At 58.7% G+C, this 23,641-nt stretch carries 24 protein-coding genes; 9 read left to right on the forward strand and 15 right to left on the reverse strand.

Features of this window, described 5'->3' with window-relative positions; all coding sequences use genetic code 11:
* The first annotated feature begins 91 nt into the window (after positions 1-91).
* Both QMN23_RS00070 and def read left to right on the forward strand, forming a co-directional pair.
* The gene (locus QMN23_RS00070; RefSeq protein WP_432613087.1) at positions 92-655 is read left to right on the forward strand and encodes a glycine cleavage system protein R; all 564 of its coding nucleotides are present in this window, start codon (positions 92-94) and stop codon (positions 653-655) included.
* Between the two features lie 4 nt (positions 656-659).
* The gene (def, locus tag QMN23_RS00075; RefSeq protein ID WP_282001040.1) at positions 660-1,166 is read left to right on the forward strand and encodes a peptide deformylase; all 507 of its coding nucleotides are present in this window, start codon (positions 660-662) and stop codon (positions 1,164-1,166) included.
* Between the two features lie 102 nt (positions 1,167-1,268).
* On the opposite strand, the gene hemG is transcribed toward def, so the two are convergent.
* Positions 1,269-2,678, reverse strand: coding sequence for a protoporphyrinogen oxidase (hemG, locus tag QMN23_RS00080; protein WP_282001041.1), 1,410 nt, complete (start codon positions 2,676-2,678; stop codon positions 1,269-1,271).
* A gap of 19 nt (positions 2,679-2,697) precedes the next feature.
* The gene (locus QMN23_RS00085) at positions 2,698-3,126 is read right to left on the reverse strand and encodes a MarR family winged helix-turn-helix transcriptional regulator (RefSeq protein ID WP_282001042.1); all 429 of its coding nucleotides are present in this window, start codon (positions 3,124-3,126) and stop codon (positions 2,698-2,700) included.
* Positions 3,127-3,282: 156 nt separating this feature from the next.
* Here QMN23_RS00085 and QMN23_RS00090 point away from each other — a divergent pair, with 156 nt between their 5' ends.
* A complete protein-coding gene (locus tag QMN23_RS00090; protein WP_282001043.1) occupies positions 3,283-4,176 on the forward strand; it encodes a DnaJ C-terminal domain-containing protein in 894 nt (297 codons plus the stop codon).
* Positions 4,177-4,235: 59 nt separating this feature from the next.
* Here QMN23_RS00090 and QMN23_RS00095 read toward each other — a convergent pair whose 3' ends face one another.
* The 4 genes from QMN23_RS00095 to QMN23_RS00110 form a co-directional block, all read right to left on the reverse strand.
* Entirely contained in the window at positions 4,236-5,201 is a 966-nt protein-coding gene (locus tag QMN23_RS00095; RefSeq protein WP_282001044.1) for a peptidylprolyl isomerase, read from the reverse strand.
* A gap of 65 nt (positions 5,202-5,266) precedes the next feature.
* Positions 5,267-6,181, reverse strand: a complete 915-nt coding sequence (locus tag QMN23_RS00100) for a peptidylprolyl isomerase (RefSeq protein WP_282003953.1) — start codon at positions 6,179-6,181, stop codon at positions 5,267-5,269.
* A gap of 68 nt (positions 6,182-6,249) precedes the next feature.
* On the reverse strand, positions 6,250-9,726 hold the full coding sequence (mfd, locus tag QMN23_RS00105; RefSeq protein WP_282001045.1) for a transcription-repair coupling factor: 3,477 nt from the start codon (positions 9,724-9,726) through the stop codon (positions 6,250-6,252).
* A 78-nt stretch (positions 9,727-9,804) separates the two neighbouring features.
* Positions 9,805-11,247: a PLP-dependent aminotransferase family protein gene (locus QMN23_RS00110; RefSeq protein ID WP_282001046.1), complete on the reverse strand. Its 1,443-nt coding sequence runs from the start codon at positions 11,245-11,247 to the stop codon at positions 9,805-9,807.
* A gap of 181 nt (positions 11,248-11,428) precedes the next feature.
* Between QMN23_RS00110 and QMN23_RS00115 the strand changes: the two genes are divergently transcribed.
* Positions 11,429-11,728, forward strand: coding sequence for a DUF2917 domain-containing protein (locus tag QMN23_RS00115; RefSeq protein ID WP_282001047.1), 300 nt, complete (start codon positions 11,429-11,431; stop codon positions 11,726-11,728).
* A 314-nt stretch (positions 11,729-12,042) separates the two neighbouring features.
* Positions 12,043-12,702 carry a pentapeptide repeat-containing protein gene (locus QMN23_RS00120; RefSeq protein ID WP_282001048.1) on the forward strand — a complete coding sequence of 220 codons (660 nt, stop codon included), beginning with the start codon at positions 12,043-12,045 and terminating at the stop codon, positions 12,700-12,702.
* A 67-nt stretch (positions 12,703-12,769) separates the two neighbouring features.
* On the opposite strand, the gene QMN23_RS00125 is transcribed toward QMN23_RS00120, so the two are convergent.
* Together QMN23_RS00125 and nadA are read right to left on the reverse strand one after the other, a co-directional pair.
* Positions 12,770-13,303, reverse strand: a complete 534-nt coding sequence (locus QMN23_RS00125) for a gamma carbonic anhydrase family protein (RefSeq protein WP_282001049.1) — start codon at positions 13,301-13,303, stop codon at positions 12,770-12,772.
* Between the two features lie 60 nt (positions 13,304-13,363).
* Positions 13,364-14,278 carry a quinolinate synthase NadA gene (nadA, locus tag QMN23_RS00130; protein WP_282001050.1) on the reverse strand — a complete coding sequence of 305 codons (915 nt, stop codon included), beginning with the start codon at positions 14,276-14,278 and terminating at the stop codon, positions 13,364-13,366.
* A 221-nt stretch (positions 14,279-14,499) separates the two neighbouring features.
* Between nadA and QMN23_RS00135 the strand changes: the two genes are divergently transcribed.
* Positions 14,500-14,847 carry a TatA/E family twin arginine-targeting protein translocase gene (locus QMN23_RS00135; protein ID WP_282001051.1) on the forward strand — a complete coding sequence of 116 codons (348 nt, stop codon included), beginning with the start codon at positions 14,500-14,502 and terminating at the stop codon, positions 14,845-14,847.
* Positions 14,848-14,893: 46 nt separating this feature from the next.
* Here the strand turns inward: QMN23_RS00135 and ybgF are convergent, their stop codons facing one another.
* The 7 genes from ybgF to QMN23_RS00170 form a co-directional block, all read right to left on the reverse strand.
* Positions 14,894-15,724 carry a tol-pal system protein YbgF gene (ybgF, locus tag QMN23_RS00140; RefSeq protein ID WP_282001052.1) on the reverse strand — a complete coding sequence of 277 codons (831 nt, stop codon included), beginning with the start codon at positions 15,722-15,724 and terminating at the stop codon, positions 14,894-14,896.
* A gap of 74 nt (positions 15,725-15,798) precedes the next feature.
* Positions 15,799-16,377 (reverse strand): peptidoglycan-associated lipoprotein Pal, encoded by a 579-nt coding sequence (gene pal, locus QMN23_RS00145; protein WP_282001053.1) that lies wholly within the window; start codon positions 16,375-16,377, stop codon positions 15,799-15,801.
* Between the two features lie 138 nt (positions 16,378-16,515).
* Positions 16,516-17,811 (reverse strand): Tol-Pal system beta propeller repeat protein TolB, encoded by a 1,296-nt coding sequence (gene tolB, locus QMN23_RS00150; RefSeq protein ID WP_282001054.1) that lies wholly within the window; start codon positions 17,809-17,811, stop codon positions 16,516-16,518.
* The gene (locus QMN23_RS00155; protein ID WP_282001055.1) at positions 17,808-18,566 is read right to left on the reverse strand and encodes an energy transducer TonB; all 759 of its coding nucleotides are present in this window, start codon (positions 18,564-18,566) and stop codon (positions 17,808-17,810) included. Before QMN23_RS00155 ends, tolB begins: the two co-directional genes overlap by 4 nt.
* Positions 18,563-18,982, reverse strand: coding sequence for a protein TolR (tolR, locus tag QMN23_RS00160; protein ID WP_282001056.1), 420 nt, complete (start codon positions 18,980-18,982; stop codon positions 18,563-18,565). Before tolR ends, QMN23_RS00155 begins: the two co-directional genes overlap by 4 nt.
* A 9-nt stretch (positions 18,983-18,991) precedes the next feature.
* Entirely contained in the window at positions 18,992-19,666 is a 675-nt protein-coding gene (gene tolQ / locus QMN23_RS00165) for a protein TolQ (protein WP_282001057.1), read from the reverse strand.
* Between the two features lie 95 nt (positions 19,667-19,761).
* A complete protein-coding gene (locus QMN23_RS00170; RefSeq protein WP_282001058.1) occupies positions 19,762-20,541 on the reverse strand; it encodes a carbon-nitrogen family hydrolase in 780 nt (259 codons plus the stop codon).
* A 129-nt stretch (positions 20,542-20,670) separates the two neighbouring features.
* Here QMN23_RS00170 and hemW point away from each other — a divergent pair, with 129 nt between their 5' ends.
* The 3 genes from hemW (at position 20,671) to grpE (ending at position 23,583) form a co-directional block, all read left to right on the forward strand.
* Positions 20,671-21,816: a radical SAM family heme chaperone HemW gene (gene hemW / locus QMN23_RS00175; RefSeq protein WP_282001059.1), complete on the forward strand. Its 1,146-nt coding sequence runs from the start codon at positions 20,671-20,673 to the stop codon at positions 21,814-21,816.
* A gap of 121 nt (positions 21,817-21,937) precedes the next feature.
* Complete coding sequence (gene hrcA, locus QMN23_RS00180) at positions 21,938-22,969, forward strand: heat-inducible transcriptional repressor HrcA (protein WP_282001060.1); 1,032 nt, start codon at positions 21,938-21,940, stop codon at positions 22,967-22,969.
* Positions 22,970-22,995: 26 nt separating this feature from the next.
* Positions 22,996-23,583: a nucleotide exchange factor GrpE gene (gene grpE, locus QMN23_RS00185; RefSeq protein WP_282001061.1), complete on the forward strand. Its 588-nt coding sequence runs from the start codon at positions 22,996-22,998 to the stop codon at positions 23,581-23,583.
* Positions 23,584-23,641 lie beyond the last annotated feature (58 nt).

The following is a 23,641-nucleotide window of genomic DNA, read 5'->3' on the forward strand; positions in this document are numbered from 1 at the left end:
GTCATTCGGGCCGACATCTGCTATAGATTGAAGGCCTGTCCGCTACGGGGCAGGCCACCGCTCCCGGACCTCGGTCCACGCAGGAGGAACCATGATGACCAGGCTTGAGAACCTTGCGCACTTTGCCGTCACCGTGGTCGGCAAAGACCGCCCGGGAATAGTCGCGGGGGCCACTGGAGCCCTCTATCGGCTCGGGTGCAATATCGAGGACTCCAGTTCGACGATGCTGGGCGGCGAGTTTTCGATGATCCTGATCGTCGGCCATGACAAGCCGTTCACTAAAGCGAAGCTGCTGGAGGGGTTCAAGGCGCTGGGGGAGGAGATGGGGCTGACGGTATCGGTCCGTCCCCTCAGCCGCGACGAGTCGCTCCATCGTGCGCCGGAAGGCGAGCTCTGCATGATCTCGGTCTACGGCAGCGACCGTCCGGGGATCGTGTACCGGGTGGCCCGGGCGCTGGCCGACCGGCAGGTCAATATCACCGATCTCAACACCAAGCTGATCGGTACCGAGCAGGAACCGGTGTACGTTATGATGCTCGAAGCGGCCATTCCCGAAGGGTTGTCCGTCGATGACGTGGCCATGCTGCTCGACGAGATTAAAAAGGAGTTGAACGTGGAGATCTCCGTCCGGTCGATCACTCCGGTCTCCCTCTGATCCGATGCCTGCGCAGAAAATCCTCCTCTATCCCCATCCCGTGCTGAAAAAAGTCTGTCATCCGGTTACCGCCGTCGATCAGGAGATCGCCGGCCTGATTGATGACCTGCTCGATACCATGCATGCCGGTCCCGGTTCGGTCGGCGTTGCCGCTCCCCAGATCGGCGTGACGTTGCGGGTCTGTGTGGTTGACGTTTCCGGCAGCCGCCATGGCAAGGAGAACAATCACGGACAGCTGGTGATGATCAACCCGGAAATTCTCTCCTGCGAGGGTGGTGCGGTGATGCGCGAAGGGTGCATGAGTGTCCCCGACTACACGGGCGATGTCGAGCGGTCCACGGCCATCACCGTCCGCTTCCAGGATGGCGCCGGTGTGGAGCGGCAGTTGGAATGCAGCGGCTTCGAGGCGGTGGCGATCCAGCATGAAATGGATCATCTGGACGGCATCCTCTTTCTCGACCGGATCGTCTCGCTCAAAACTGGCCTGTTCCGGCGCAAGAATTACAAATAGGCGGCGCACGTCGCTGTTGCTCTTCCCGTGGCGAACAACAGGATGGCATGAAAGTGTTTTCCGGAGGAAAGGGGAACCGTCAAAGGCGGCTCCCCTTTCGTTTTAGCGGGATTTCAGATAGGTGACAACCGCATCGGCCGTCCGGTTGGCGGCGGCAACGCAGTCGTTCAGACCAATGCCGCGGTAGGAGTTGCCGGTCAGAAAGAGACCCGGATGGTTTGCCAGCTGCTCGTCCAGCGCCGCCAGTCGCCGACCATGGCCGGCGGTGTACTGGGGGATCGCCTGAGCGTGTCGGAAGATGCGGATGAATGATGGCTCGGCGGTGATCGCCATTGCCGCCTGCAGGTCGGCCCGCACCCGGCGGATCACTTCCTCGTCGCTGAGCGTAACGTACTCGGGGAAGCAGGCCCCGCCCAGCATGCTGCGCAAAAGTACTCGCCCGGCCGGTGCCCGGTTTTCGAAAATGCTCGAATCCCACAGGGTACCGAGGGTGTTCATCCCTTCTTCTTTCGGGATCAGATAGCCGAAACCGTTCAGATCGTAGCTGATCCGCTCCCGTTCGTACCCGAAGCAGACGACGGTCATCGATGCATAGGGGATCTCCCGGAGCACAGTTACCATTTCCGGGGCGATGGCCTCCAGAATGTCGGCTGTGGCGTATGCGGGGCTGGCGAGGATCACTACGTCGGCATCGATATCGATCGTTGCCGTGCGGAGCCGGAAGGGTGCACTGCTTCCGTTGGTCAGGCCTGTTACCGCCTGCCCCGAAACAATAGTTGCCGGCCCGAGCCGTTCGGCCAGGATATCGGTCAGGGTCTGTATGCCGTCGCGAAACGAGGTGAGAACCCCGCCGGGGCCGGCAGCGCTGGCCACCACTTTGCCGGAGGCGATATCCTGTTTTTTCTTTTTGGCCAGCTTGATCATCGCCTTGACCAGACTGCCGTAATCGCGTTCCAGCTCGGCGATGCGTGGAAAGCAGGAGACGAGCGACATGGTCTCCGGGTTGCCGGCGAAGATTCCGGAGACCATCGGGGCAATCAGTTTCTGCAATGCCTCTTCACCGAGCCGGCGGCGGCCGAAAGCAGCCAGAGTCTCGTCTTCAGCGGCGGCATAGGGGGGAATGAACGGTTCCATTGCCAGCCGCAGCTTGCCAGGCCAGGAAATCAGCTTGCTTTTGAGGAACGATGGCCCATTTTCGGGGAGGCGGTTCAGGATGCCACCGGAATAGATAAACCGCTTCCGGGCATTGTCGTTGCTGCGCAGTAACTGGCCGGACGCCTCCAGATCGCGGCAGAGATCAAGCGTCTGCGGCTTGGAGTCGAGAAAGCCGTTCGGGCCCCATTCGCACAAGTACCCGTCCGCCTTGATGCTCCAGATCTTGCCGCCCAGCCGCTCCTCTTTTTCCAGCAGGGTCACGTCCAGCTCGATATCTGCCGCCTTTGCCTGCTTTTGCAGGAGGTAAGCGGCCGCCAGCCCAGAAATACCGCCACCGACGATGATCGCCTTTTTCATGATTCACTCCTCCGTATCGTCATTCCAGGCTGCCGAGAATTTCCGCCAGGGTTTCGAAGGCGCCGACCAGCCGGACCTGGTCGGCATCCGGCAGCCGGGCAAAAAGGTTTCGGTAGTTTTCCACGATGCCGTGTCGCAGCTCCCTGATCAACTCTTCTCCCTTCTCGGTAGTAAAAATAGTCACCTGCCGCCGGTTACCCTCATCGACGGCCCGGTAGACGATGCCGAGATTGACGAGCCGATCGACCATTTCACTGGCCGAACTCATGGCAATGCCGAGTTCGCGGGCCAAGAGGTTGAGCGGACAACTGCCTTTGTCGTAAATGGTCAGCAGCATCTTGTACTGGTTATAGGTCAGATCCATTCCTTCATGGACAAGGCTGCGAATTCTGCTCATCACCCGCATTATCGTTGGGTAGAGCTGGGCGATGCGTTCGATGCGTTCCATCGGTAACCCTTACGGTATACGAAATGTTCGGACACCTAAATATTAGATCATCGAAATTTCGCTGTCAAGGAGAGAAAATTACCGGGCGATGTTGACAGGGTACGCTTCTGCCATTACATTCACATTTGCCGATTGCATCAGGAAAGGAAAAGGATCATGGCAGCCAAGGACTACTACGAAGTACTGGGACTTAAAAAGGGGGCGACGGAAGAGGAGCTGAAAAAGGCCTATCGGAAACTCGCCGTCAAATACCATCCCGACAAGAACCCGGGAGATAAAGCAGCCGAGGAGAAGTTCAAAGAGATCAACGAGGCGTATGCCGTACTCTCTGATCCGAAGAAGCGTCAGCAGTACGATCAGTTTGGCTCGAGCGACTTCCATCAACACTATTCGCAGGAAGATATCTTCCGCGGTTTTGACGTCGGGGACATCTTCAAGGATATGGGGTTCGGCACCGATGATATTTTCAGCCGGATCTTCGGCGGTGGATTCCGGCAGGGCCAGGGTGGCTTTGGTTTCGGTGGCGGAGGCCGGCAGAGGGGCGAGGACTTCTCGATGGAGCTTGCCGTGAGCTTTCACGACGCTTATACCGGCTGCGAGAAGCGGGTGGCTTTCATGCGTGACGGCAAGCGGGAAGAACTCTCGGTGAAGGTACCTGCGGGCGTGGAAAGCGGGGCCCGGCTTCGGGTGGCGGGCAAGGGGGGGCAGGGGAGCGGCGGTCCCGGGGACCTCTTTCTGAATGTCAAGGTTGGCCACGATCCGCTCTTTGCGCGGGAAGGTGACGATCTGATAGTGGAACGGCAGATTCGCTTCACTGAAGCGGCGCTCGGCACCTCCCTTGACGTACCGACCCTGGAGGGGAAGAAGCGGATCAAGGTGCCGGCAGGTATCCAGGCGGGGACCAAGATTCGGCTGAAGGGGCTCGGCTTTCCCCATCTGGGCAAAAGTGGCAAAGGGGATCTTTACGTGCGGGTTGGGGTGGCGGTTCCCGAGCAGTTGACTGCCGAACAACGTAAGCTGCTGGAGGAACTTGGCAAAAAAGGATTGTAACCGGCATAAAAAAACGCGACCGGTGAGCCCGGCCGCGCTTGAAGCAACAAAAGGATGCGTTATTGACGGATATCGATCGCCGCACTCTTGCGGAGATCAGCAACCCACTGATTGAACCGCTCTTCCGACTTTTTCCGGTACAATAAATCCTCGACTTCGCCTTTCACCTCGTCGAAGGGGCGGGGTGCGCCGGGGGTCCGCGCTTCCAGCTTGATAATGTGCAAACCGGTTGAAGTGTAGATCAAATCGCTAACGTCGCCCGGCTTCATTTTGGCAAGGCTCTCCTCGAACTCCGGTAGGACATCCCCCTTGCGGAACGTACCGAGATCGCCGCCGTTTTTCTTGGCAGCCGGGTCGTCGGAATACTTGCGGGCCAAGTCGGCGAAATCCTTGCCGCTCTGGGCCTCATACAGTACCGTCATCGCGGTGGTCATGATCTTCTTGACCTGCTCGGCCGGCATCTCCTTGTCGAGCCGGAAGAAGATGTTGCGAGCTTTCAGCTGATCCTCGCCGCCGAATTTCTGCGGATTGGCCTGATAAAACTCATGCATCTCCCGCTCGCTGACGACGATTTTTGAGCGAACTTCCTGGCTGATCAGCCGAAGCCGTTCAAGCTGTTCGCGAATCTGGGTCTTGTATTGATCGAAGGTAAGCCCCTGGTTGGTCAGGGCCGCAACGAGTGCTTCCTGTGAAAGCTTGTTCTGCCGTTTGACGTCTTCAATCGCCTGCCTGATCTCCTCTTCGCTGACCCGGATGTCCAGTTCTCGAATCTTCTGTTCAACCAGTTTACGATCTATCAAGCGGTTGAGGGCAAGCTTGTCGATGTTGAGACGTGTCTGTTCGTCAAGGGGCTGCTGCTGCCGTTCGGCCTCCTTGAGCATGACGGATTTTTCCTTATCCACGGCATAGGAGGTGATGATCTCGTCGTTGACGACGGCGACAATCTTGTCGATGACCTCGGCAGCAGCGATAGAGGCGAACGTTGCGGAAGCAATGAGGATGAGAGCGGTGAGGCGTAGTTTCATGTTACCTTGCTGAGTTCAAAAGCAAAAACTGGCCGGGCAAGCCCGGCCAGTTCGCGTGATGGAGGTTACTTCGCTTCCGGGGCGGCTGCCGGCGGGGCACCGGCGTCCTGGGCACCGCCGAGGCTTTTCAGAACATCTTCGTTGATGGTGATCTTGGCGTTCTTCTTGATGTCGTCCTTCAGCTTCTGGAAGACTTCCTGCTGTTTGGCCGGCAGCAATGCCGCCTTGATCTGCTCTTTCACTTCGTCGAAGGAACGGACCCCCGCTTTCCGGGTGCCGGTCTTCTTGATGATGTGATAGCCGAACTTGGTTTTGACAATTCCGGATATCTGGCCATCTTTCATGCCCATGACCGCCTTTTCGAATTCAGGGACCATCGCCCCCTTGCTGAACCAGCCCAGGTCGCCCCCCTTGGCCGCTGCCGAGTCGATCGATTTCTTCTTGGCCAGTTCTTCGAAATTGGCGCCGGCTTTCAACTGCGCCAGGATATCCTGAGCTTCCTTCTCGGTCCGGACGAGGATGTGGCTTGCCCTGATCTGGTCGCCGGTCTTGAATTTATCTTTGTTTTCATCGTAAAACTTCTTCAGCTCATCATCGGAAATGTTGACCTGCTCTTCGACTTTTTTCTTGAGGAAGGCGTCGACAATCACGCGCTTCTTCAGCTCTTCCAGCTTGGCGGCAACTTCCGGGCTCTTGTCGATCCCGTCTTTCCGCGCCTGCTGCAGGATCAGTTCGCGCACCACCATCGTGTCGAGCAGTTCCTTTTTCCCTTCGGGCGTCTCGGCCATCGGTTTCAGGTACGGAGGAAGGTTTTCCAGCTCCCGCTGAAAGTCACCGGTGGTGATGGAGTCGCCGTTCACCTCGGCAATCACCTGTCCCGCTTTTTTGGCTGGTGCGCTTGTGCTGCCGGTTTCCGTCTTCCCGCCACAACCGGCAAGGGCGGCAACGCTGGCGGCAATGACGAGCGTTCTGAAGATCATCGTGCGCTTCACGGACAACTCCTTTGCAGATGAATTAACTACTGAACAATCTTGCGGAACCTAGCATATCAAACCAGCCTTTTCAAGAGATTTCTGGCCTCTGCCAGGATCCCCTCGAATGAGCTGTCGGCAAGCTCGGCGACGAGCCGGTAATCGGGAGTGAACTGATAGCGTTTGCCGTTATTTCTGATAAGTCCAATGATTGCATCGGGAGAAACGGAAGTCTTCTGGTGAAAGGAAAAGGTCAGCCGTCGGCCATCGCATTCCGCGGTCCGGATCAGCAAATTCTTGAAGAGGACTCGCAGCTTCATCACCTCAAGCAGATAGGAAGCGGCAAGCGGGAGCTTGCCGAAACGGTCGACCAGTTCTTCGAGCACTTCATCCACTTCCGTCTCGGCCGTCGCCTGAGTGAGTTTCTTGTAGATGATAAGCCGCTGGTTCGGCTCCCGAACGTAATCCTCGGGGATGAAGGCTGGAATACGGAGATTGATCTCCGGTTCGATCTTTTCAACCGGTTCCTCACCTTTAAGTCGCTGGACTGCCTCCTCAAGAAGCTCGGTGTAGAGGTCGAAGCCGACCGTGGCGATGTTTCCCGACTGCTTGGCCCCCAACAGGTCGCCGGCCCCGCGAATTTCAAGGTCGTGGGTGGCCAGGCGGAAGCCGGCCCCTAACTCGGTCAACTCCTGGATGACCTTGAGCCGTTCGCGGGCGTCGGCGGAAATCGCCCCCTCGCCGGGAATGAGGAAATAGGCATAGGCCCGCTGCTTGGAACGTCCTACCCGCCCGCGCAGCTGATAGAGCTGGGCAAGGCCGAAGGTGTCCGCACGATCGACGATCAGGGTGTTGGCATTGGGGATGTCGAGGCCAGACTCGATGATGGTGGTGCAGAGCAGCAGATTGGTTTCTCCGTGCATGAAGCCGAGCATCACTTTTTCCAGCTCGCCTTCCTCCATCTGCCCATGAGCCACGGCAATTTTGGCTTCTGGAACGATGCGGTGCAGATGCTCGGCCCAATTCATGATCGACTGTACCCGATTATGGACGAAGAAAACCTGGCCGCCGCGCCGCAGCTCGCGGATGACCGCCTCGCGGATCAGCTCATCGGCGGCCCGGGCGACGAAACTCTTGACTGCCAGCCGATCCACCGGGGGGGTATCGATGATGGAAAGATCGCGGATCCCCATCAGTGACATGTAAAGCGTGCGCGGAATCGGGGTCGCGGTCAGGGTGAGGATGTCGACGACTGCCCGGTATTTCTTGAGCCGCTCCTTGTGGGTAACTCCGAAGCGTTGCTCTTCGTCGATGATCAGCAGGCCCAGATCCTTGAAGGTCACGTCGCTCTGCAGCAGGCGGTGCGTGCCGATGATGACGTCGATGGTCCCCTTCTTCACCTGCTCGAGGATGGCTTTCTGCTCCTTGGCGGTACGGAAGCGGGAGAGCATCTCAATGGTAACCGGATATGCGGCAAAGCGGGCCCTGAACGTTTCAAGATGCTGCTGGGCAAGGATGGTGGTGGGAACTAGCACTGCCACCTGCTTGCCATCCATTACCGCCTTGAATGCGCCACGCATCGCCACTTCGGTCTTGCCGTAGCCGACGTCGCCGCACACCAGGCGGTCCATCGGTTTCGGCGCGGTCATGTCGCCCAGCATGTCGCCAATGGCTGCCAGCTGATCCGAGGTTTCCTCGTAGGCAAAGGAGGCCTCGAATTCGCGGTAGAGCTCGTCGGGGAGGGAAAAGGCATGTCCTTCGTGAACATGCCGGGCAGCATAAATCTTCAACAGCTCTTCCGCCATTTCCTGGACCGCAATCCTTGCCCGTGCCTTGGACTTTTCCCAAGAAGTGCCGCCGAGCTTGTCTACCTTCGGTTCGAGACCTTCGGCGCCGACATAGCGTTGGACCAGGTTGAGCCGGTCAATCGGCAGATAGAGCTTGTCGGCGCCGGCGTACTCCAGCAGCAGGAAGTCGCTGGCGTAGGTGTCGAAGGAGAGATGTACCAAGCCGCGATAGATGCCGATGCCGTGGTCGAGGTGCACCATGTAGTCGCCTGGCTTCAACTCGGCCAGTGACGTCATCAGCTGCTTTTTGCGCAGCTCCGAGATGCCGCGGCGCTTCACCCGGCGACCGAACAGCTCCTCCTCGGTAACGACAATCAGTTTGCCGGCGGGAAGTCGGAACCCGCGGGAGATACCGCCGATGACGATCGCGATCTTGCCGTCGTCACGTTCCCGTTCTTCGGCGAAACTCCGCTCGGAAATGGCCAGCGGGATGGGGTAGTGGGCCAGCAGTTCGTAGAGACGCTGAGCCTGCCCGCGCTGGTGGCAGGCAATGATGAGCCGTTCCCGCTCGTTGAGCCAGGCGCTGAAACGTTCGACCAGCGGTTTCAGGACCCCCTCGCTGTCGGCCGACAGCCCTACTTTCAGGTCGGCATTATCTGCACTGGTTATCTCGATGCGTTCTTCGTTGCGGTCGGTTATTGTCAGCGCGAGATGGGGGATTGTGACGACCCGGCTTCTTTTGAGCTGGTCGTCAGTTTCCGCGGCAGCCAGAAAGAGGGTTGCCGGTTCCGGGAAAAGGTCGCCTCGGTCCTGCGCCCGGGCCGCCGCCGTCTCCAGTTCATTGTCGAAGTGTTGCTGGGCGGCGGTGATTGCCTCGGGGTCGATCAGTACCTTGACCGTGTCCGCCGCGTAGTCGAAAAGGGTTTCCAGCGTCGGCTGGAAAAGTGGCAGCAGGTACTCGACCCCGGCAGGGCATAGGCCGCTTTGTAACTGTTCCAGCAGTTCCCGGCGGGCAAGGGGGGATATCTCCAGGTCGTCGCAGCGCTGTTTCAGCCGCGGTGCCGCGGCTTGGATGACATCGGGGGAGAGGAGAAGTTCCCGCGAGGGGAGGAGCAAGAGTTCCTCTAACGGAATCAGAGAGCGCTGGCTGAGCGGGTCGAAGGTGCGAATCGTGTCGACGAAGTCCCCAAAAAATTCAATCCTGACCGGCTGGTCGAAGCCTGGCGGGAAAATATCGACAATCCCGCCGCGCACGGCAAATGTGCCGCGGTCCTCGACTAGGGGGACATGTAGGTACCCGAGGGTGACAAGCTTGGTCAGCAGCTCGTCGCGATTGCTTTCTTCCCCGGGCAGGAAATAGAGGGAACTTCGGTCGAACAAGGTCCGCGGCAATACCTTCTGGCGTAGCGCCTCCACTGTCGTGACAACCGCCGACGGGCGACGATCGAGCAGGCGGCGCAGCGTGTCGAGACGTTGGCCGGTTATGTCTGCATGGGGAGAGGCCTTTTCGAACGGGGCAGTGTCCCAGGCGGGAAAATACAGGATTTCGCCGACCGGGCCGGCGAAGAATTGCAGTTCGGCATGAATTTCGCCGGCCCGGTCGCTGTCGGGGGCGACTATCAGGAGGGTGCGCCGGGATTCGGCCTGCAGCCTCGCCAGCAGGTACGCGGCAGCCGAGCCTTTGAGCCCCGGAAGGGCCAGCCGGGCATTCTCGTCCTCAAGGGCGTTGGCCAGGCGGCGTATGAGTGTGGAGTCGGCAACAGTCATGAAGGTAATGGGTCAGGAAGGAAGCGCTGATCAGACATTAGTTGAAAGGATAGCAGAAATGGTGCGCTTAATCTACCGTTACGACATGGCGGCAGCCAACTGGCCAAGGGTGGAGATGGCGTTCTCGACCCGCTCGTCCCAATAGGCGGCATTGAGCCGGATGCAATTCCGATATTTGCCGGTAGCGGAAAAGATCGGCCCAGGGGCAATGGTGATCCCCGCCCGAAGCGCCTGCTCGTAAAGGAGCAGGGAATCGACGGTCGGCGGGCACTCTACCCAGAGCACAAATCCTCCTTCGGGACGGGTGACACGCGTTCCGGCAGGGAAGGTGCGGCCGACCGCTTCAGCCATCTGTACCATCTGCCGGGCATAAACCCGGCGAATCCGCCGGACATGGTGATCGTAACCGCCGTTGGCCAGGAATTCCGCCACAGCCAGTTGTGGCGGGGTGGAGGTGGCAATGTTGGTAATTCCCTTCAGCCGCTCGATCTCCGTTTGGAACCGACCCGGCGCTACCCAGCCTACCCGGTAGCCAGGGGCGAGTGTTTTTGAAAAGGATGAGCAGAGGAGTACCATTCCCGAGCGGTCGTAAGCCTTGGCCATGCGCGGGCGGTTGGGAGCGAAGCTGAGATCGCCGTAAATATCGTCCTCAATGAGGGGGATATCCCGTGCAACCAGCAGTTCGACCAGTTCTTTCTTGTACTCGTCCGGCATCAGGCTGCCGAGCGGATTGTTGAAATTGGCGATTACCATGCACGCCCGGATCGGATTGTGATCGAGAGCGTAGCGGAGAGCGTCGAGGCTCATCCCGTGCCGGGGGTGAGAGGGGATTTCCAGCGCGCGGAGGTCGAGCAGGTCGATTGCCTGGAGAAAATTGTAGTACACGGGCGATTCAACCGCTACGGTATCACCGGGTCGACAGATGGCGCGCAATGACAGAACGACGGCTTCAACACAGCCGGAGGTGGTTACCAACCGGTCCGGCGAGACAGCACAGCCGGCGGTTAGCATCCGTTGGGCAATCTGGACTCGCAGCTTTTCACAGCCGGGCGGAATTTCATAGGAAACGCTGGCAATTCCGTGGCGGCGCGACTCAGTGGCGAGCATCCGGTTGAGCCGTTCGACGGGGAGGAGTGCCGGGTTGGGAATGGCGGCGCCGAGCGGAACGAGATCGGGATTGCGAGTGTCGCGCAACACCAGCATTGCCAGTTCGCCAGTGCTGACCCCGGTCGGGCTGAGTTGCGGGGCAGAGATTCCCGGTTCGGGAGTAACGACCGGGAACCGGGCCCGAACGTAATATCCCGATTGGGGCCTGGCATCGATCAACCCCCGGTCTTCCAGGAGGGTGTACGCCTCCAGGACCGTGGTGAGACTTACCTGGAACTGACGGCTCAGAGTCCGAACCGACGGGATTTTGTCACCGGGGCGGAACGTGCCCTCAGTAATCGACTGGGCGATCCGCGATGCGACCGTCTCATAGAGAGGCGTTTTTGCAACTGTCGATGGCGAGGACATTCTCATGGAGTGAGTTTACCTCCGGGATGGGAATGGGAATAGATACAATTGAGCTGTTCTTGGTAGAGTACAGTTTATAAAAGTGGCAACTGTTATGGTAACAGAGTTGTTGGTGTGTATCTGTTATTATCCTGGAAAACCCCGTATCCTGCAAGCGTAAATATGATGACGGTCACAGGGGGGGACGATGACGATCAATCTTGACCGGGATGAGACCGTAAGGCTTGAAGGCGATGCCCGCGGCGCGATTATTGCCTGCCTTGCTGGTGTGCTCTGGATAACGCAGGAAGGAGACGCGACCGACCACCTTGTCGAAGCCGGCGGGCAGTTTACGGTGGAGCGCCAGGGGCTTGTGCTGGTTGAAGCGAGGCGCGATGCCCAGCTTGCCATCCGTGGGGTGCAGCTGTCGGAAGCAGCCGGGCCATCAGCCAACCGGCGGCGGTCGTTTTCGCCAGTGCACCGGGTGTCGATTCCCTCCGGGGTGTGAAAGTTCTCAAGAATGAGCCCATGTAGCCGATAAGGGAAAATAGGGTGCTATCCTGGTGTCCAGGGACCATGTTTTTCCGCTGGAAAAGGAAGGGCTGCATGATAAAGGGTAGATGGCTGTATGGAAGTGTTCTGATCCTGGCGATTGCCGGCGGCGGGGATTTTGCCGTTGCGAAGGAGCACGCCGCAGCGAAACAGGAACTGGACCCCGCGGTCGCTGCCGTAGTGAGGAAGCCATTGCCATACGCGGAGTATGTCAAGTTGGTCGCACGTCGGGGAATCGTCGCACATCGAAAGGGCAGGAGCAAAAGTCGGATGGCTAAAAACGCGAAACCGGCCCGGGCGGCAGTCGTCGCGGCGAAAGTGACTACGCCTGCTCCTGCGGCGAAACCGCCCGTCATTACTGTGCTGACGCCCCCTGCACCGGTGGTTGCCGAGCAAACTCCCGGCTGGCGGCCCAGCCCGGAGCAGCTTCGTGAGATCATCCGTTCCACACGGAATCTGGCGGGGGCGAATCTGCGGGGAATGAATCTGGCACGGCTCGATTTGCGAGGCGTTTCGCTGGTCGGTGCCGATCTGTACCATGCCGACCTGGGCGGGGCAATTCTTGACCGAGCCGATCTTCGTGGTGCAGCGCTGGAGATGGCTGACCTGCGGGGAACGAGTCTGCAAGGGGCTAATCTGGCAGGAGCCGGACTCTTCAAAACTAACCTGCAGAATGCAAATCTTGACGGTGCTGATTTGACGGGAGTTTATGCCGTCTGTGCCAATTTCCGCGGCGCGCGACTTGTAAATGCCAAGCTGTGGGGGAGTGTTTTTACCGAGGCGGTGCTTGATCGTCCGCTTCGTCAGGAAGGTACTGTTGTAGCAACCGGCGAGAGGAAAGAGCCTCCCGCACTTGTGAAAACGGCCGAGGGAGGCGGACAGGCCCCCGTGGGGCGAAAGGGTTGGTGGGTGCGACCGATCATGTTCTGATTCGCTCGCATGTGCCGTGAAATTTCAGGCCGGTTCCGTCCGTACGGAGCCGGCTTTTTTTTGACCATCAGGGCTGACCGGACAGATACTGGCGCGCATAGCCGACGTATGCTTCGGCTGACCGCTTGAGCCGTTCGATTTCTGCCGGAATGAGTTTCCGCCGATATCTGGCCGGAGCGCCGAGCCAGAGAGTGTGCGGCGGGACAACCGTTCCTTCGGTAACCAGCGATCCGGCACCGATGAGTGCGCCTTCGCCGATCACGGCGTAGTCCATCACCAGTGCCTGCATGCCGATAAATGCCCCGTTGCCGATGGCGCAGCCATGGAGGGTCACGTGGTGGCCGACTGTTACGTCATCGCCGATGATGAGTGGCGCACCCGGGACGTCAGGGCCATCCCGGTGAGTTACGTGCAATAGGCAAAGGTCCTGGATGTTAGTCCGACAGCCGATCCGGATGCTGTTGACATCCCCCCGGATCACCACGTTGTACCAGATGCTGCTATCCGGGCCGATGATCACATCGCCGATGACCGCTGCCGTCTCGGCGATAAAGACGCTCCGGTCTATCGAAGGGGTGTTTCCCTTAAAGGTACGGATCATAGCATTCCACCAATCCGCAGTGACAGCAGGGTGCCGACCGCCTGCTGCCGGTCGAGCCGGTCAGTCTCGGGGGATCGCAATCATCCGATCCAAGGCCCGCTTTGCCGGAATTGCGGTTTCTAACGGCACCTTGACCACTGGTGACAGGGTTTGCAGCGCCTGCAGAACATCCTCCAGCGAGGTGAGCTTCATATTGGGGCAGACCAATGCCGGCGAGGCGAGGAGGAACTCTTTGCCGGGATTTTCCTGGCGCAGCCGATAGAGGATACCTGCCTCCGTACCGATGATGAAGCGCTGGGCCGACGAGGAACGACAAAAATCATACATGCCGCTGGTGGAGCAGACATGGTCGGCCAGCGCCGAGACCGCCGGATTGCACTCCGGATGGCAGATGAAGAGCGCGTCCGGATTTTCCTTCTTCAGCCGGATAATGTCATCGGCCTTCAGCCGCTCGTGGGTCGGGCAATAACCGTCCCAGAAGTGAAAGACTTTGCTGGAATGCTTTGCCACGAATTGTCCCAGGTTTCGGTCCGGGACAAAAATTACTTCGGGGTCCGGGAGGGAGTTGACCACTTTCACGGCGTTGGCGGACGTGCAGCAGATGTCGCTCACCGCCTTGACCGCAGCCGATGAATTGACGTAGGTAACGACCGGTACGCCGGGGTGCTGATTCTTCAGGTCGAGTAACTGTGGCACGGTAACCATGTCGGCCATGGGGCAGCCGGCATCAAGCCGGGGAAGAAGGACCGTTTTTTCCGGTGAGAGAATGGACGCAGATTCGGCCATGAAATGGACGCCGCAGAAAACGATGACGTCGGCGGCCGTTTTTGCGGCTTCCTGCGAAAGGGCAAGCGAATCGCCGGTGATATCGGCAATTTCCTGGACTTCGTCGCGCATATAATTGTGGGCGAGAAGCACTGCGTTGCGTTGTTTGAGGAGTTTCCTGATTTCCTGTTTGAGATCATCGGCGTGCATCAGACGCTCTCCCTTGACCAAAGCGCCGTATACGACGCGAAATGCTGAGATAGTAGAACAAGGGTCGGGTCTCTGTCAAACCCTTTGCGGCATCCCGGAGATGCCGTGCTTGACATAACCCTGCAAGACATCTATTATTTCTCCATTATAGGCGTTGGAATAACCGGATTGCCTGCTGTGCCAGCGCATCCCGGCGCCGTTCGGCGTGCTACGGAGGAAACATGTTCGGTATTGGGATGCCGGAATTGATAGTCATTCTTGTGATCGCTCTGATCGTGATCGGGCCGCAAAAGCTGCCGGATATCGCCCGTTCCCTCGGTAAGGGGCTGGCGGAGTTCAAGCGGGCCTCCGACGATTTCCAACGGAATCTGGCGGAAGAGGTGCGCAATCTTGACGAGAAGGACAAGGCGGCAAAAGATCCGGCAGATGCCGCTGGTGTGTCGGCGCCACGTGATCTGGCGGCGGAAGTGAAGGCTTACGAAGAGCAGGCGACGGAGCAGAATCCGCCGAAGGCGGCGGAGGTGAAATCCGGCGATGCTCACGGTGAGCCGGAGCGGAAGATCGGGTAGTGAGCCACTGATTCCAGAAAAAAAGGCGGGGTTACCCCGCCTTTTGTCATTTCAGCTCTTTCAGTTTCTCTTTTGCTCGCTTGGCTTCTTCCGAGGCGGGGTAGTCTTCGATCAGTTTCCTCAGTACGTACCGGGCACTCTTGTTGTCGCCGATTTCAGCAAAGGAAACCGCCTGCTTGAACATGGCGGCCGGTACTTTCTCCTTTCCTGGATAGTTCTTGATGACGTTCTGAAATTCGAGGATGGCCTGCTCGTATTTCTTCTCGCTGTAGTAGGTTTCGCCGACCCAATAATGGGCATTGGCCGCCAGATCGTTCTTGGGATAGAGCTCCAGGAACTTGTTGAATGTATCGCGGGCGGTCGGGAAATCGCCGGCGCGGTAAGTATCAAGCCCCTTCTGGTAGAGCGCCTCGGGGGTCTGCGCTTCCTGGGCACGGGCAGCTTCAAGAGCGGTAATTTTCTTGACCGCGTCATCCAATCCTGTCTCGACCTTGCCAAGCCGCTGTTCGATTCCCGTCAAGCGCCGCTCCAGATCGTCACGCAAGAGAGCGACATCTTCGGCGGGCTTCTTCGCGGCAATCGAAAGATCGTCGATTTTCCCCGCCAGGACTTGCGTGTCGACCTTCATCCCATCCATTGAGGCCTGCATGTCGGCCAGACCCTTGCGCTCTGTCTCCCGTTCGGTCTGGAAATCCTTCAAAGTCCCTTCGACACTTGCCCGCGCTTCAGTCTTGACGCCGTTCAAATCCTTTTCCAGCTGGAAAAGACGGCTCTTTAACTCTTCGTTGTCGCGCTGGACAACGTCAAGATCGCTTCGCGTCGCACAGCCTGCCAGAGTGAGCAAGGCAATTACACAAAACAGCTTCGCAATTTTCATCGGCCCTCCGCCGGTCGCCTTGACCGGAAATTGGATAACATAACGGGAACCGTTGCCGGTTCCCGTCGTTTCAGCTATTTTACGATAACGAATTCCGCTCGTCTGTTCATGGCCCAGGCAGCTTCGTTGTGGCCGGGGTCGAGGGGTTTCTCCTTGCCGTAGCTGATGGTCGAAAGGCGCCCGGCAGGAACGCCGAGCGCGACCAGGTAGCTTTGTGCCGCCTTAGCCCGTTTTTCGCCCAAAGCGAGGTTGTATTCGTCGGAGCCGCGTTCGTCACAATGCCCTTCAATGCTGACCTTGACGGTCGGCATTTTTTTCAGCAGCGCTTCCGCATCACGGGTCAGGATATCGCGGGCCTGTTGCGAAAGGACATAGGAATCGAAGTCGAAGTGGATTCTCTCAAGAGTTTCCTCTGCCGCCTGGGTCTTGAGCGGTTCCTGGGTCGGTTCGGCAGAGACGGGAGCTTCCGCGATCTGCTGGGCAGGCACTTCGGTCTTTGCCGCCGGAGCGGGGGCCGGTACAGGGGTCGGCTGGGTTACGGCAGCCTGGGGCAGTGGCTCTTCCGTCTTAACCATCTCTTTCTTGGCGCAACCGGCGGTGTAGATCAGGCTGCCACAAAGCAAGACTATCAATCCCAAGGTACGAGTGCGCATTCATTTCCCTCCTTTGTTGTAAGGCTGACCGGATCGGCAGCGGGCAACGACGTCCGGAACAGGGACAATTATATATAATCGACAAGCATTTTCAATATTCATCGGCCGACGTGCGAGGCGATGACAAGAGGTGCAGCATTACCAATGGTATGACCAGGTCGGGTGGGTGTCATCATGTTTCCCCTGCGAAATTCTGGTCTGCCCGCTGCCGTCGGCACGCATGAGGTAGATTGCATGACCGCCATCCCTGGTGGAGCTGAAGACGATGAACCGGCCGTCCGGTGACCAGCGCGGGTGTTCGTTGCTGCCCTGGGTAGTCAATCGAGTGTCGTTGCTGCCGTCGGGGCTGATGGTGTAGATCTGGAAACCGCCTTCCTGTCGACAGTAAGCAATCTGATCGCCGCGTGGCGACCAGCGGGGGGATACATTGTAGGCGCCATTGGTCGTCAGCCGCCGGACATTGGAGCCGTCTGCGTTCATGATAAAAATCTGCGGCTTGCCGAGCCGGTCCGATACAAAGGCGAGCTGCTTGCCGTCCGGCGACCAGGCGGGAGAAACCTCGATGGCGCTCGAGTGAGTCAAGCGCTTGATCATTTTGCCATCGCGAGAAATGGCATAGATTTCAGAATTGCCATCCTTGCTGAGCGTGAGCGCGATCTCCTGACCGTCCGGTGACCAGGCGCCGGTGACGTTAAGACCCTGACGGGCCGATACGAGAGCTTCCTTGCCGGAGAAGAGCTCGCGCCGGTAAAGGTCGGGGTTGCCGCGCCGGTATGAAGTATAGATGATCTCCCGGCCGCTGGGGGAAAAATCGGGGTCCAGGTTGATGGAGCCATTTCTGGTCAGACGCTGGACGTGATGACCGTCATAGTCCATCAGGTAAATCTCTTTGTTGCCGGTAACCTTGGAAATAAAGGCGATTTTCCCGGTAAAGGGGCCACGAATACCGGTCAGCGTTTCCAGGATATCGTCGGAAAAGGTGTGGGCGATGCGCCGGACGTCCTGCTTCCTGCCGCTATACCGCTTTGCCAGCAACTCTTTGCCCTGGGTGACATTGTAGAGGCGAAACTCACAGGTGACATTATCCCCGGAAATCGAATAGCCGCTTTTTACCAATAAATCAACGCCAGCGCTCTGCCAGGGAGCGAAGTCGAAGTCGCCGGGCCTGATCCCGGTGGCGGCCGCCTTGGCTGAACCGGCGGCCACGGTAAATGGGCCGGCAATGGTCATGTCGAAGCGGAGGACATCGGCAACTTCGTTCGCCAGCGGGTCGTCGGTACTGCCGCCAAGATTGCGGGGGGCATCAACGGCCAGGGTAAGCTTGTTCGTACCGGTGGCCGTAACTTCTCGATAGGATTGCTGGGCATACAGTGGGAACTGTAGCCCGCACAAAAGCAGCAGCACGCATGTAGCACGAAGGATGGAGAATTTCATTTTTTTCCCACTCCCTGGGGTCTGAAGACGAAACCGATTTCGGTTTCTCTGCCGCTCGGTGGCGGCGGAAAAGTCTTTTCGGCGCGGACAATCGCTTTGAGCACCGAGTCTTCGAAAATCCGGTCGCCGGTGGACTGCTCGATATGCTGTCCGACGACATGGCCGCTACCGTCAATGGTCAGCCTGACAAAAACTGCCGGCGCTTTGCTCTGGTAGGCGATGGTGTAGTGGAACGCGTCCTTCAAGCGGGATTGAATGTAGCTGCCGTAATCGCTTCCTGTCTGGGTGCCGGTCGCCCCAGGCATGCCGGGGGTCGCGGCGGTTCGGGAATTGGTCAGCTTTTTCCGCAGGGCGTCGAGCGCCGCTTCCTGATGGTGTGCGTCGACGGCGTCTCGTAACCCGGCCAGACGGTCCTCGAACTCCTTGGAGGTTTCCGCCCCCGTTGCAGCTTTTGCCGCTGTCGGCTGCCGTGACGCCGCAGGCCGGGAGCTTTTTCGGGGGAGCGCCATCTCCTGGGAACTCTGCGGTGGTGCGGTCGGTGCCGCGGGCGAGCCGGCATCGACTGCCGGACGGCCGGCCCGGGGGGCCGCCACGGGAAGATTTACCACATCGACATAGTAGATGGGGGCTTCCGTATAGGTAGGGGAGGAGAAGTGCCCGAACAGGATCGCTGCCGCCAGGCTGAGATGAATGGCGGCCGAAATGCCGAAACTCCACCCAAGGCCGCCATCTCTACGGGTATCAACGTAGGTCATTTCCTCTGCGCAGGCTCGGTAACCATGCCGAGACGTTCGATGCCGGCACCTTTGATCTCGGCCATGGTGGTTACCACCTGGCCATAGGGGACATCACGGTCGGCCTTGAGGAAGACCTCCTTCTTGGCTCGGTTGGCCACCATGGAGGTGAGTTTGGCCTGTAGGTCTCCCGGCGCGACTTCGGTGCTGTTGACGTAGACTTTACCATCCTGCTTGATCGAAACGACCACCGCCTCATCCTGAGTACTCATGGCCTTGGTTTCCGCTTTCGGCAGGTTTACCTGGACCCCCTGCTGCATCATCGGCGCCGTGACCATGAAGATCACCAGGAGCACCAGCATGACGTCAACCAGCGGCGTAACATTGATCTGCGACATGGTGCTGCGGTCGCCGTTGCTTCTGCTGCCGACTTCCATGGTTTCTCCTTATTTCCGGGCAAACGTCCGCTGGACGATGTTGAGGAATTCGGTCGAAAAATTGTCCATCACCGCAATGAGCACCTTGATCTTGTGTTGAAAGTGATTATAGCCGACGACCGCGGGAATTGCCGCCACCAGGCCGATGGCGGTGGCAATCAGTGCCTCGGCGATCCCCGGAGCGACAACGGCCAGAGAAGCGGAGCCGCTTTCGCCGATCCCCTTGAAGGCGGTCATGATTCCCCAGACCGTGCCGAACAGGCCGATGAACGGCGCGGTCGAACCGGTGGTGGCGAGAAAAGTTACATATTTCTCCAGGCGGGTGATTTCGGAGGTCGTGGCGCGGCGCAGCGCGCGGGCAATGTTGTCGATTCCGCCCAGGTCGGTGCTGATCACATCCGGCTCGTCCCGCTGGTCCCCCCGCTCCACGAGGCGTTTCAATTCGCTGTAGCCCTCGTTGAACAGGACGCTGAGCGGTGAATTGGTGAAGCGGTCCAGTTGTGCGTTAATGGCGTCGAACCGCTTGGTTTTCCAGAAAAAATCGAGGAAGCGTTCCGATTCGTTGTTGGCACGGTGCACCTGTAGGACCTTGAAGAAAATGATAGCCCAGGAGACAACGGAGAAAAAAACAAGGATGACAAGTACCAGCTTGACGACCAAACCGGTTCCGGCAAAGAGCGTCACGGTGAAACCTCCGAATTGATTGATTTTAGACGATGAACAATAGCCCCGGCGGTCAGGCAAGTCAATACCGTATTCCGGGGGTGGAAGCGGTCAGGTTAATAAAAATCCGGTTTGCGGTCGACGAAGCAGGGAATCTGCTGGCGCCAGGTTTCCATGACCGCAAAATCGAGCATGGCCGAGGGTTCGCCGGCGTCGTACCCGCCGTCGGCTAACAGTTCCCCCTTGGGATCGATAATCAGGCTGGCGCCGAAGAAGTCGAGCTTTCCCTGAACGCCGCAACAGTTGGCGGCCACGATGAACAGCTGGTTTTCGATCGCCCGTGCTCTCAGGAGGGTGCGCCAGTGCTCTTCGCGCGGTTTCGGCCATTCGGCCGGCACTACGAGGATTTCGGCCCCATCCACCGCCAGTCGGCGTGCCAGTTCGGGGAAGCGCAGGTCGTAGCAGATGAAAACGCCGAGCCGTCCAAGATGGGTATCCACCAGCAGACGGCTGTCGCCACCGTCAAAAGCCCGATCTTCACCGAGCAGCGAGAAAAGGTGGATCTTGCGGTACTTGCCGAGCAGCACCCCCCGGTCCATCACGTAAGCCGTGTTGCAGACCCGCGGCCCGTTCGGTTCCGGCAGGCTGCCGACGATGACCATTTCCAGCTCGCGGGAAAGTCGCCCCAACTCCTCGACAATCCCCGGCGTCCGCGTGGCCAGCTCATTCAATTCCTTGTATGCGTAGCCAGTGCTCCACATCTCCGGCAGGACGGCCAGATTACATCCCTGATCGGCAAGCCGCCGCAGCGCTCCCTGGACATATTCCACGTTGGCATCCACATCGCCAAGCCTGATGGTGAACTGAACTGCTCCGGCCTTGACGGTACGTTTCATCGACAGCCCTCCGGGTAGGTGACGTTGCGGCGCAATCTTTGCCAGTGTAGCGATAAGTCAGTATATTTTCAATAAAAGATGTTTGGACTTTCACCGGACGGCTGGCGTATCATGCGAAGGTCAATGCCTATGCCGCTATCTCTCTATATCCATGTGCCGTTTTGCGTTCGGAAGTGTGGTTATTGTTCCTTCGTCTCTACGGCGACCCCCCTTCTCGAGTTCGAGGAATATGTATCGCTCTTGGTCACCGAGCTGGAGTTGCGGTCGGCGGCGCTGCTCCGGGACTTCCGGGTGGCGACCATCTATTTCGGTGGCGGCACGCCGTCCCTCTTGGCGCCGCCGCTGATCAACCGTTTCCTGACGGCCGTCTTTCGCCTCCTTGCCGTGGCTGATGATGCCGAGGTTACGCTGGAGGCCAATCCCGGGACTGTGACGGCCGAGTCGCTGGCTGCCTACCGGACGGCCGGGGTGAACCGGTTGTCGCTCGGGGTGCAGTCCCTCGACGACCGAATGCTGGAGAAACTCGGTCGGATTCATACGTGCCGGGATGCGCGGAATGCTGTCGATGCCGCTAGGGCGGCAGGTTTCGCCAACCTGGGCATCGATTTGATCCATTCACTGCCTGGGCAGGATTGTCGCCATTGGCGGAGCGAATTGCTCCGGGCTCTCCAGCTGGCGCCTGATCATGTCTCGGCCTATGGGCTGACGGTCGAGGAAGGGACGCCGTTTGCCCGTCTGGTCGAAGCAGGAACTCTTGTCCTGCCGGAAGAGGAAGAGTCGGCGCGAATGTTCGAAATGACGATGGAGCTGTTGACCGGGGCCGGATATGACCACTACGAGATTTCCAACTTTGCCCGGCCCGGCTATCGTTCGCGACATAATCAGGTGTACTGGCAGCGGGGTGATTATCTCGGCCTCGGTGTCGGGGCGCACTCATTTTTCCGCAGTCCGGCTCCCGGGTGCCGGTGGCAGAATCACGAGTCCCTGGCCGATTATCGGCAGGCACTCGGCGCCGGCCGGTTTGCCGAGGAGGGGCTGGTCCGGCTGACGGAGCGGGAAGCCATGGCCGAATGGCTGTTTCTCGGGCTCCGGATGCGCGAGGGGATTCTCATCGAGCGTTTTCGGGAAGAGTTCGGCACTCCGCTCGGCGCTGTTTACGGGACTGTCATCGACCGGCTCGCGGAGTGTGGCCTGCTCAGTCTGGAGCACGGGAAAATGCGGTTGACGGACCATGGTCTGCTCCTGTCGAATCGGGTGTTTGCCGCCTTCCTGTAGTAGCCGGCGAGAGGCCTGCATAGTGGCGTGAAATCCCTTGACAAAGTACAGGGGCGTTGTTACTTTTACCACGTTAGCACTCACCTCGTCTGAGTGCTAACGTGCTTTGTGGGGTGTGCAAATGAAGGACGAGCTTTCGGAGCGCAATAAAAAAATCCTCGAAGCGATCATCGAGGATTATATCGTTACCGCTGAACCGGTGGGGAGCAGGGCCGTCACCAGACGGCACGGGCTTGCTCTGTCGCCTGCGTCGGTGCGGAATGTGATGGCCGATCTTGAGGAAATGGGCTTTCTGGCTTCGCCCCATACTTCGGCGGGTCGCGTTCCCACTGATAAGGCCTACCGCTTCTACGTCGATTCGCTGCTGACGGTGCGCAGGATTGACAAGCCGGAACGGGAGCTGATTCGCAAGCAATATAATGCTGCCGGACGGGACATCGGGGCGATCCTGCACGAAACCAGCCGGATGCTTTCATCGGTCTCCCGCTATACGGGGATTGTCCTGGCACCCCGCTTTTCGTCGACCATTTTCCGTCATATCGAGTTCGTCAAGCTGAGCGGTCGGCGGATTCTGACTGTTCTGGTAGCACAAAATGGTTCGGTGCAGAATCGGTTGATCGAATCGGAAGAGGAGTTCGCGACCGAGGACCTGGTCCGGATGTCCAACTATCTCAACGAGTTGCTCGAAGGACTGCCCGTCGCCCAGGTCAGGACCAGGATTCTGGAAGAGATGAAGGGCGAAAAGGCCCTTTACGATTCGCTGATTGCCCGTGCCCTTGTCCTGTCCGAACAAACCCTCGAAGAGGAGGGTGCGCAGATTTTCATCGAAGGGCAGACCAATATTTTCGAACAGCCCGAATTTGCCGATGTCGGGCGGATGAAGACGATCTTCCGCGCTTTTGAAGAGAAGGGGCATCTGGTCGATCTCCTGGACCGCTGCATAAACGCTCAGGGGGTGCAGATTTTTATCGGCGCCGAAACGCACCTGAACCGGATGGAAGGCTTGAGCGTCGTCACCTCGACCTACCTTACCGGCAAGAATACCCTCGGCGTGCTGGGGGTGATCGGGCCGACCCGGATGGGCTATGCCAAGGTGATCCCGATCGTCGATTACACTGCAAAGCTGGTGAGCAGACTGCTCGAGGAAACATAGCAAACGTGTTGGGAAAGGGTGGAGCTGTGGATAAGAAAAAAGGAAGCCACGATAAAGAAATGCTGAATGCCGGTCATGCGGCAGAAAGCGGCGCTCCGGTGGCAAGCGAAGTCGAGAATCTGTCGGACAGCGAACGGATTGGCCAGCTGGAAGCATTGCTGGCCACCAAAGAGGCTGAGGTGGCTGCCAACTGGGACAAGTTCGTTCGCGAGCGGGCCGATCTGGAAAACTATCGAAGACGGACCCAGAAGGAAAAGGAAGAACTGCTCAAGTATGGGAACGAGAGCCTGATCCTCGAGATCCTGCCGGTACTGGACAACATGGAACGTGCCTTGGCCCATGCCAGCGAGGAGAGCCTCACGGCCATTATTGAAGGGGTCAAGATGACCCACAGTATGCTCCTTGCGACGATGAAAAAGTTCGGCGTAGCGGCGGTAGAGGCGGAGAAGGGAACCGCTTTCGATCCGGCCCTCCATCAGGCGATGTGCCAGGTCGAAACGACAGAGCTCCCCGCCAACACGATCGTCGAGATCTTCCAGAAAGGGTATCTCCTCAACGAGCGACTGATCAGGCCTGCCATGGTATCGGTTGCCTGTGGGGAAAAGGGTAAATAAAAGATGTTTGCCCCTTGCTTTTCCGTGGGGCAATGACTAGGTTGGGCTTATCGAGCAA

It is taken from the genome of Geotalea uraniireducens, from assembly GCF_027943965.1.
In the GTDB taxonomy this organism is placed as follows: Bacteria; Desulfobacterota; Desulfuromonadia; order Geobacterales; family Geobacteraceae; genus Geobacter; species Geobacter uraniireducens.

Coding starts and splice junctions, on each gene's coding strand:
- QMN23_RS00070 (WP_432613087.1), top strand. CDS start 92: ATGATGACCAGGCTTGAGAACCTTGCGCACTTTGCCGTCACCGTGGTC.
- def (WP_282001040.1), top strand. CDS start 660: ATGCCTGCGCAGAAAATCCTCCTCTATCCCCATCCCGTGCTGAAAAAA.
- hemG (WP_282001041.1), bottom strand. CDS start 2,678: ATGAAAAAGGCGATCATCGTCGGTGGCGGTATTTCTGGGCTGGCGGCC.
- QMN23_RS00085 (WP_282001042.1), bottom strand. CDS start 3,126: ATGGAACGCATCGAACGCATCGCCCAGCTCTACCCAACGATAATGCGG.
- QMN23_RS00090 (WP_282001043.1), top strand. CDS start 3,283: ATGGCAGCCAAGGACTACTACGAAGTACTGGGACTTAAAAAGGGGGCG.
- QMN23_RS00095 (WP_282001044.1), bottom strand. CDS start 5,201: ATGAAACTACGCCTCACCGCTCTCATCCTCATTGCTTCCGCAACGTTC.
- QMN23_RS00100 (WP_282003953.1), bottom strand. CDS start 6,181: ATGATCTTCAGAACGCTCGTCATTGCCGCCAGCGTTGCCGCCCTTGCC.
- mfd (WP_282001045.1), bottom strand. CDS start 9,726: ATGACTGTTGCCGACTCCACACTCATACGCCGCCTGGCCAACGCCCTT.
- QMN23_RS00110 (WP_282001046.1), bottom strand. CDS start 11,247: ATGAGAATGTCCTCGCCATCGACAGTTGCAAAAACGCCTCTCTATGAG.
- QMN23_RS00115 (WP_282001047.1), top strand. CDS start 11,429: ATGACGATCAATCTTGACCGGGATGAGACCGTAAGGCTTGAAGGCGAT.
- QMN23_RS00120 (WP_282001048.1), top strand. CDS start 12,043: ATGGCTAAAAACGCGAAACCGGCCCGGGCGGCAGTCGTCGCGGCGAAA.
- QMN23_RS00125 (WP_282001049.1), bottom strand. CDS start 13,303: ATGATCCGTACCTTTAAGGGAAACACCCCTTCGATAGACCGGAGCGTC.
- nadA (WP_282001050.1), bottom strand. CDS start 14,278: ATGCACGCCGATGATCTCAAACAGGAAATCAGGAAACTCCTCAAACAA.
- QMN23_RS00135 (WP_282001051.1), top strand. CDS start 14,500: ATGTTCGGTATTGGGATGCCGGAATTGATAGTCATTCTTGTGATCGCT.
- ybgF (WP_282001052.1), bottom strand. CDS start 15,724: ATGAAAATTGCGAAGCTGTTTTGTGTAATTGCCTTGCTCACTCTGGCA.
- pal (WP_282001053.1), bottom strand. CDS start 16,377: ATGCGCACTCGTACCTTGGGATTGATAGTCTTGCTTTGTGGCAGCCTG.
- tolB (WP_282001054.1), bottom strand. CDS start 17,811: ATGAAATTCTCCATCCTTCGTGCTACATGCGTGCTGCTGCTTTTGTGC.
- QMN23_RS00155 (WP_282001055.1), bottom strand. CDS start 18,566: ATGACCTACGTTGATACCCGTAGAGATGGCGGCCTTGGGTGGAGTTTC.
- tolR (WP_282001056.1), bottom strand. CDS start 18,982: ATGGAAGTCGGCAGCAGAAGCAACGGCGACCGCAGCACCATGTCGCAG.
- QMN23_RS00170 (WP_282001058.1), bottom strand. CDS start 20,541: ATGAAACGTACCGTCAAGGCCGGAGCAGTTCAGTTCACCATCAGGCTT.
- hemW (WP_282001059.1), top strand. CDS start 20,671: ATGCCGCTATCTCTCTATATCCATGTGCCGTTTTGCGTTCGGAAGTGT.
- hrcA (WP_282001060.1), top strand. CDS start 21,938: ATGAAGGACGAGCTTTCGGAGCGCAATAAAAAAATCCTCGAAGCGATC.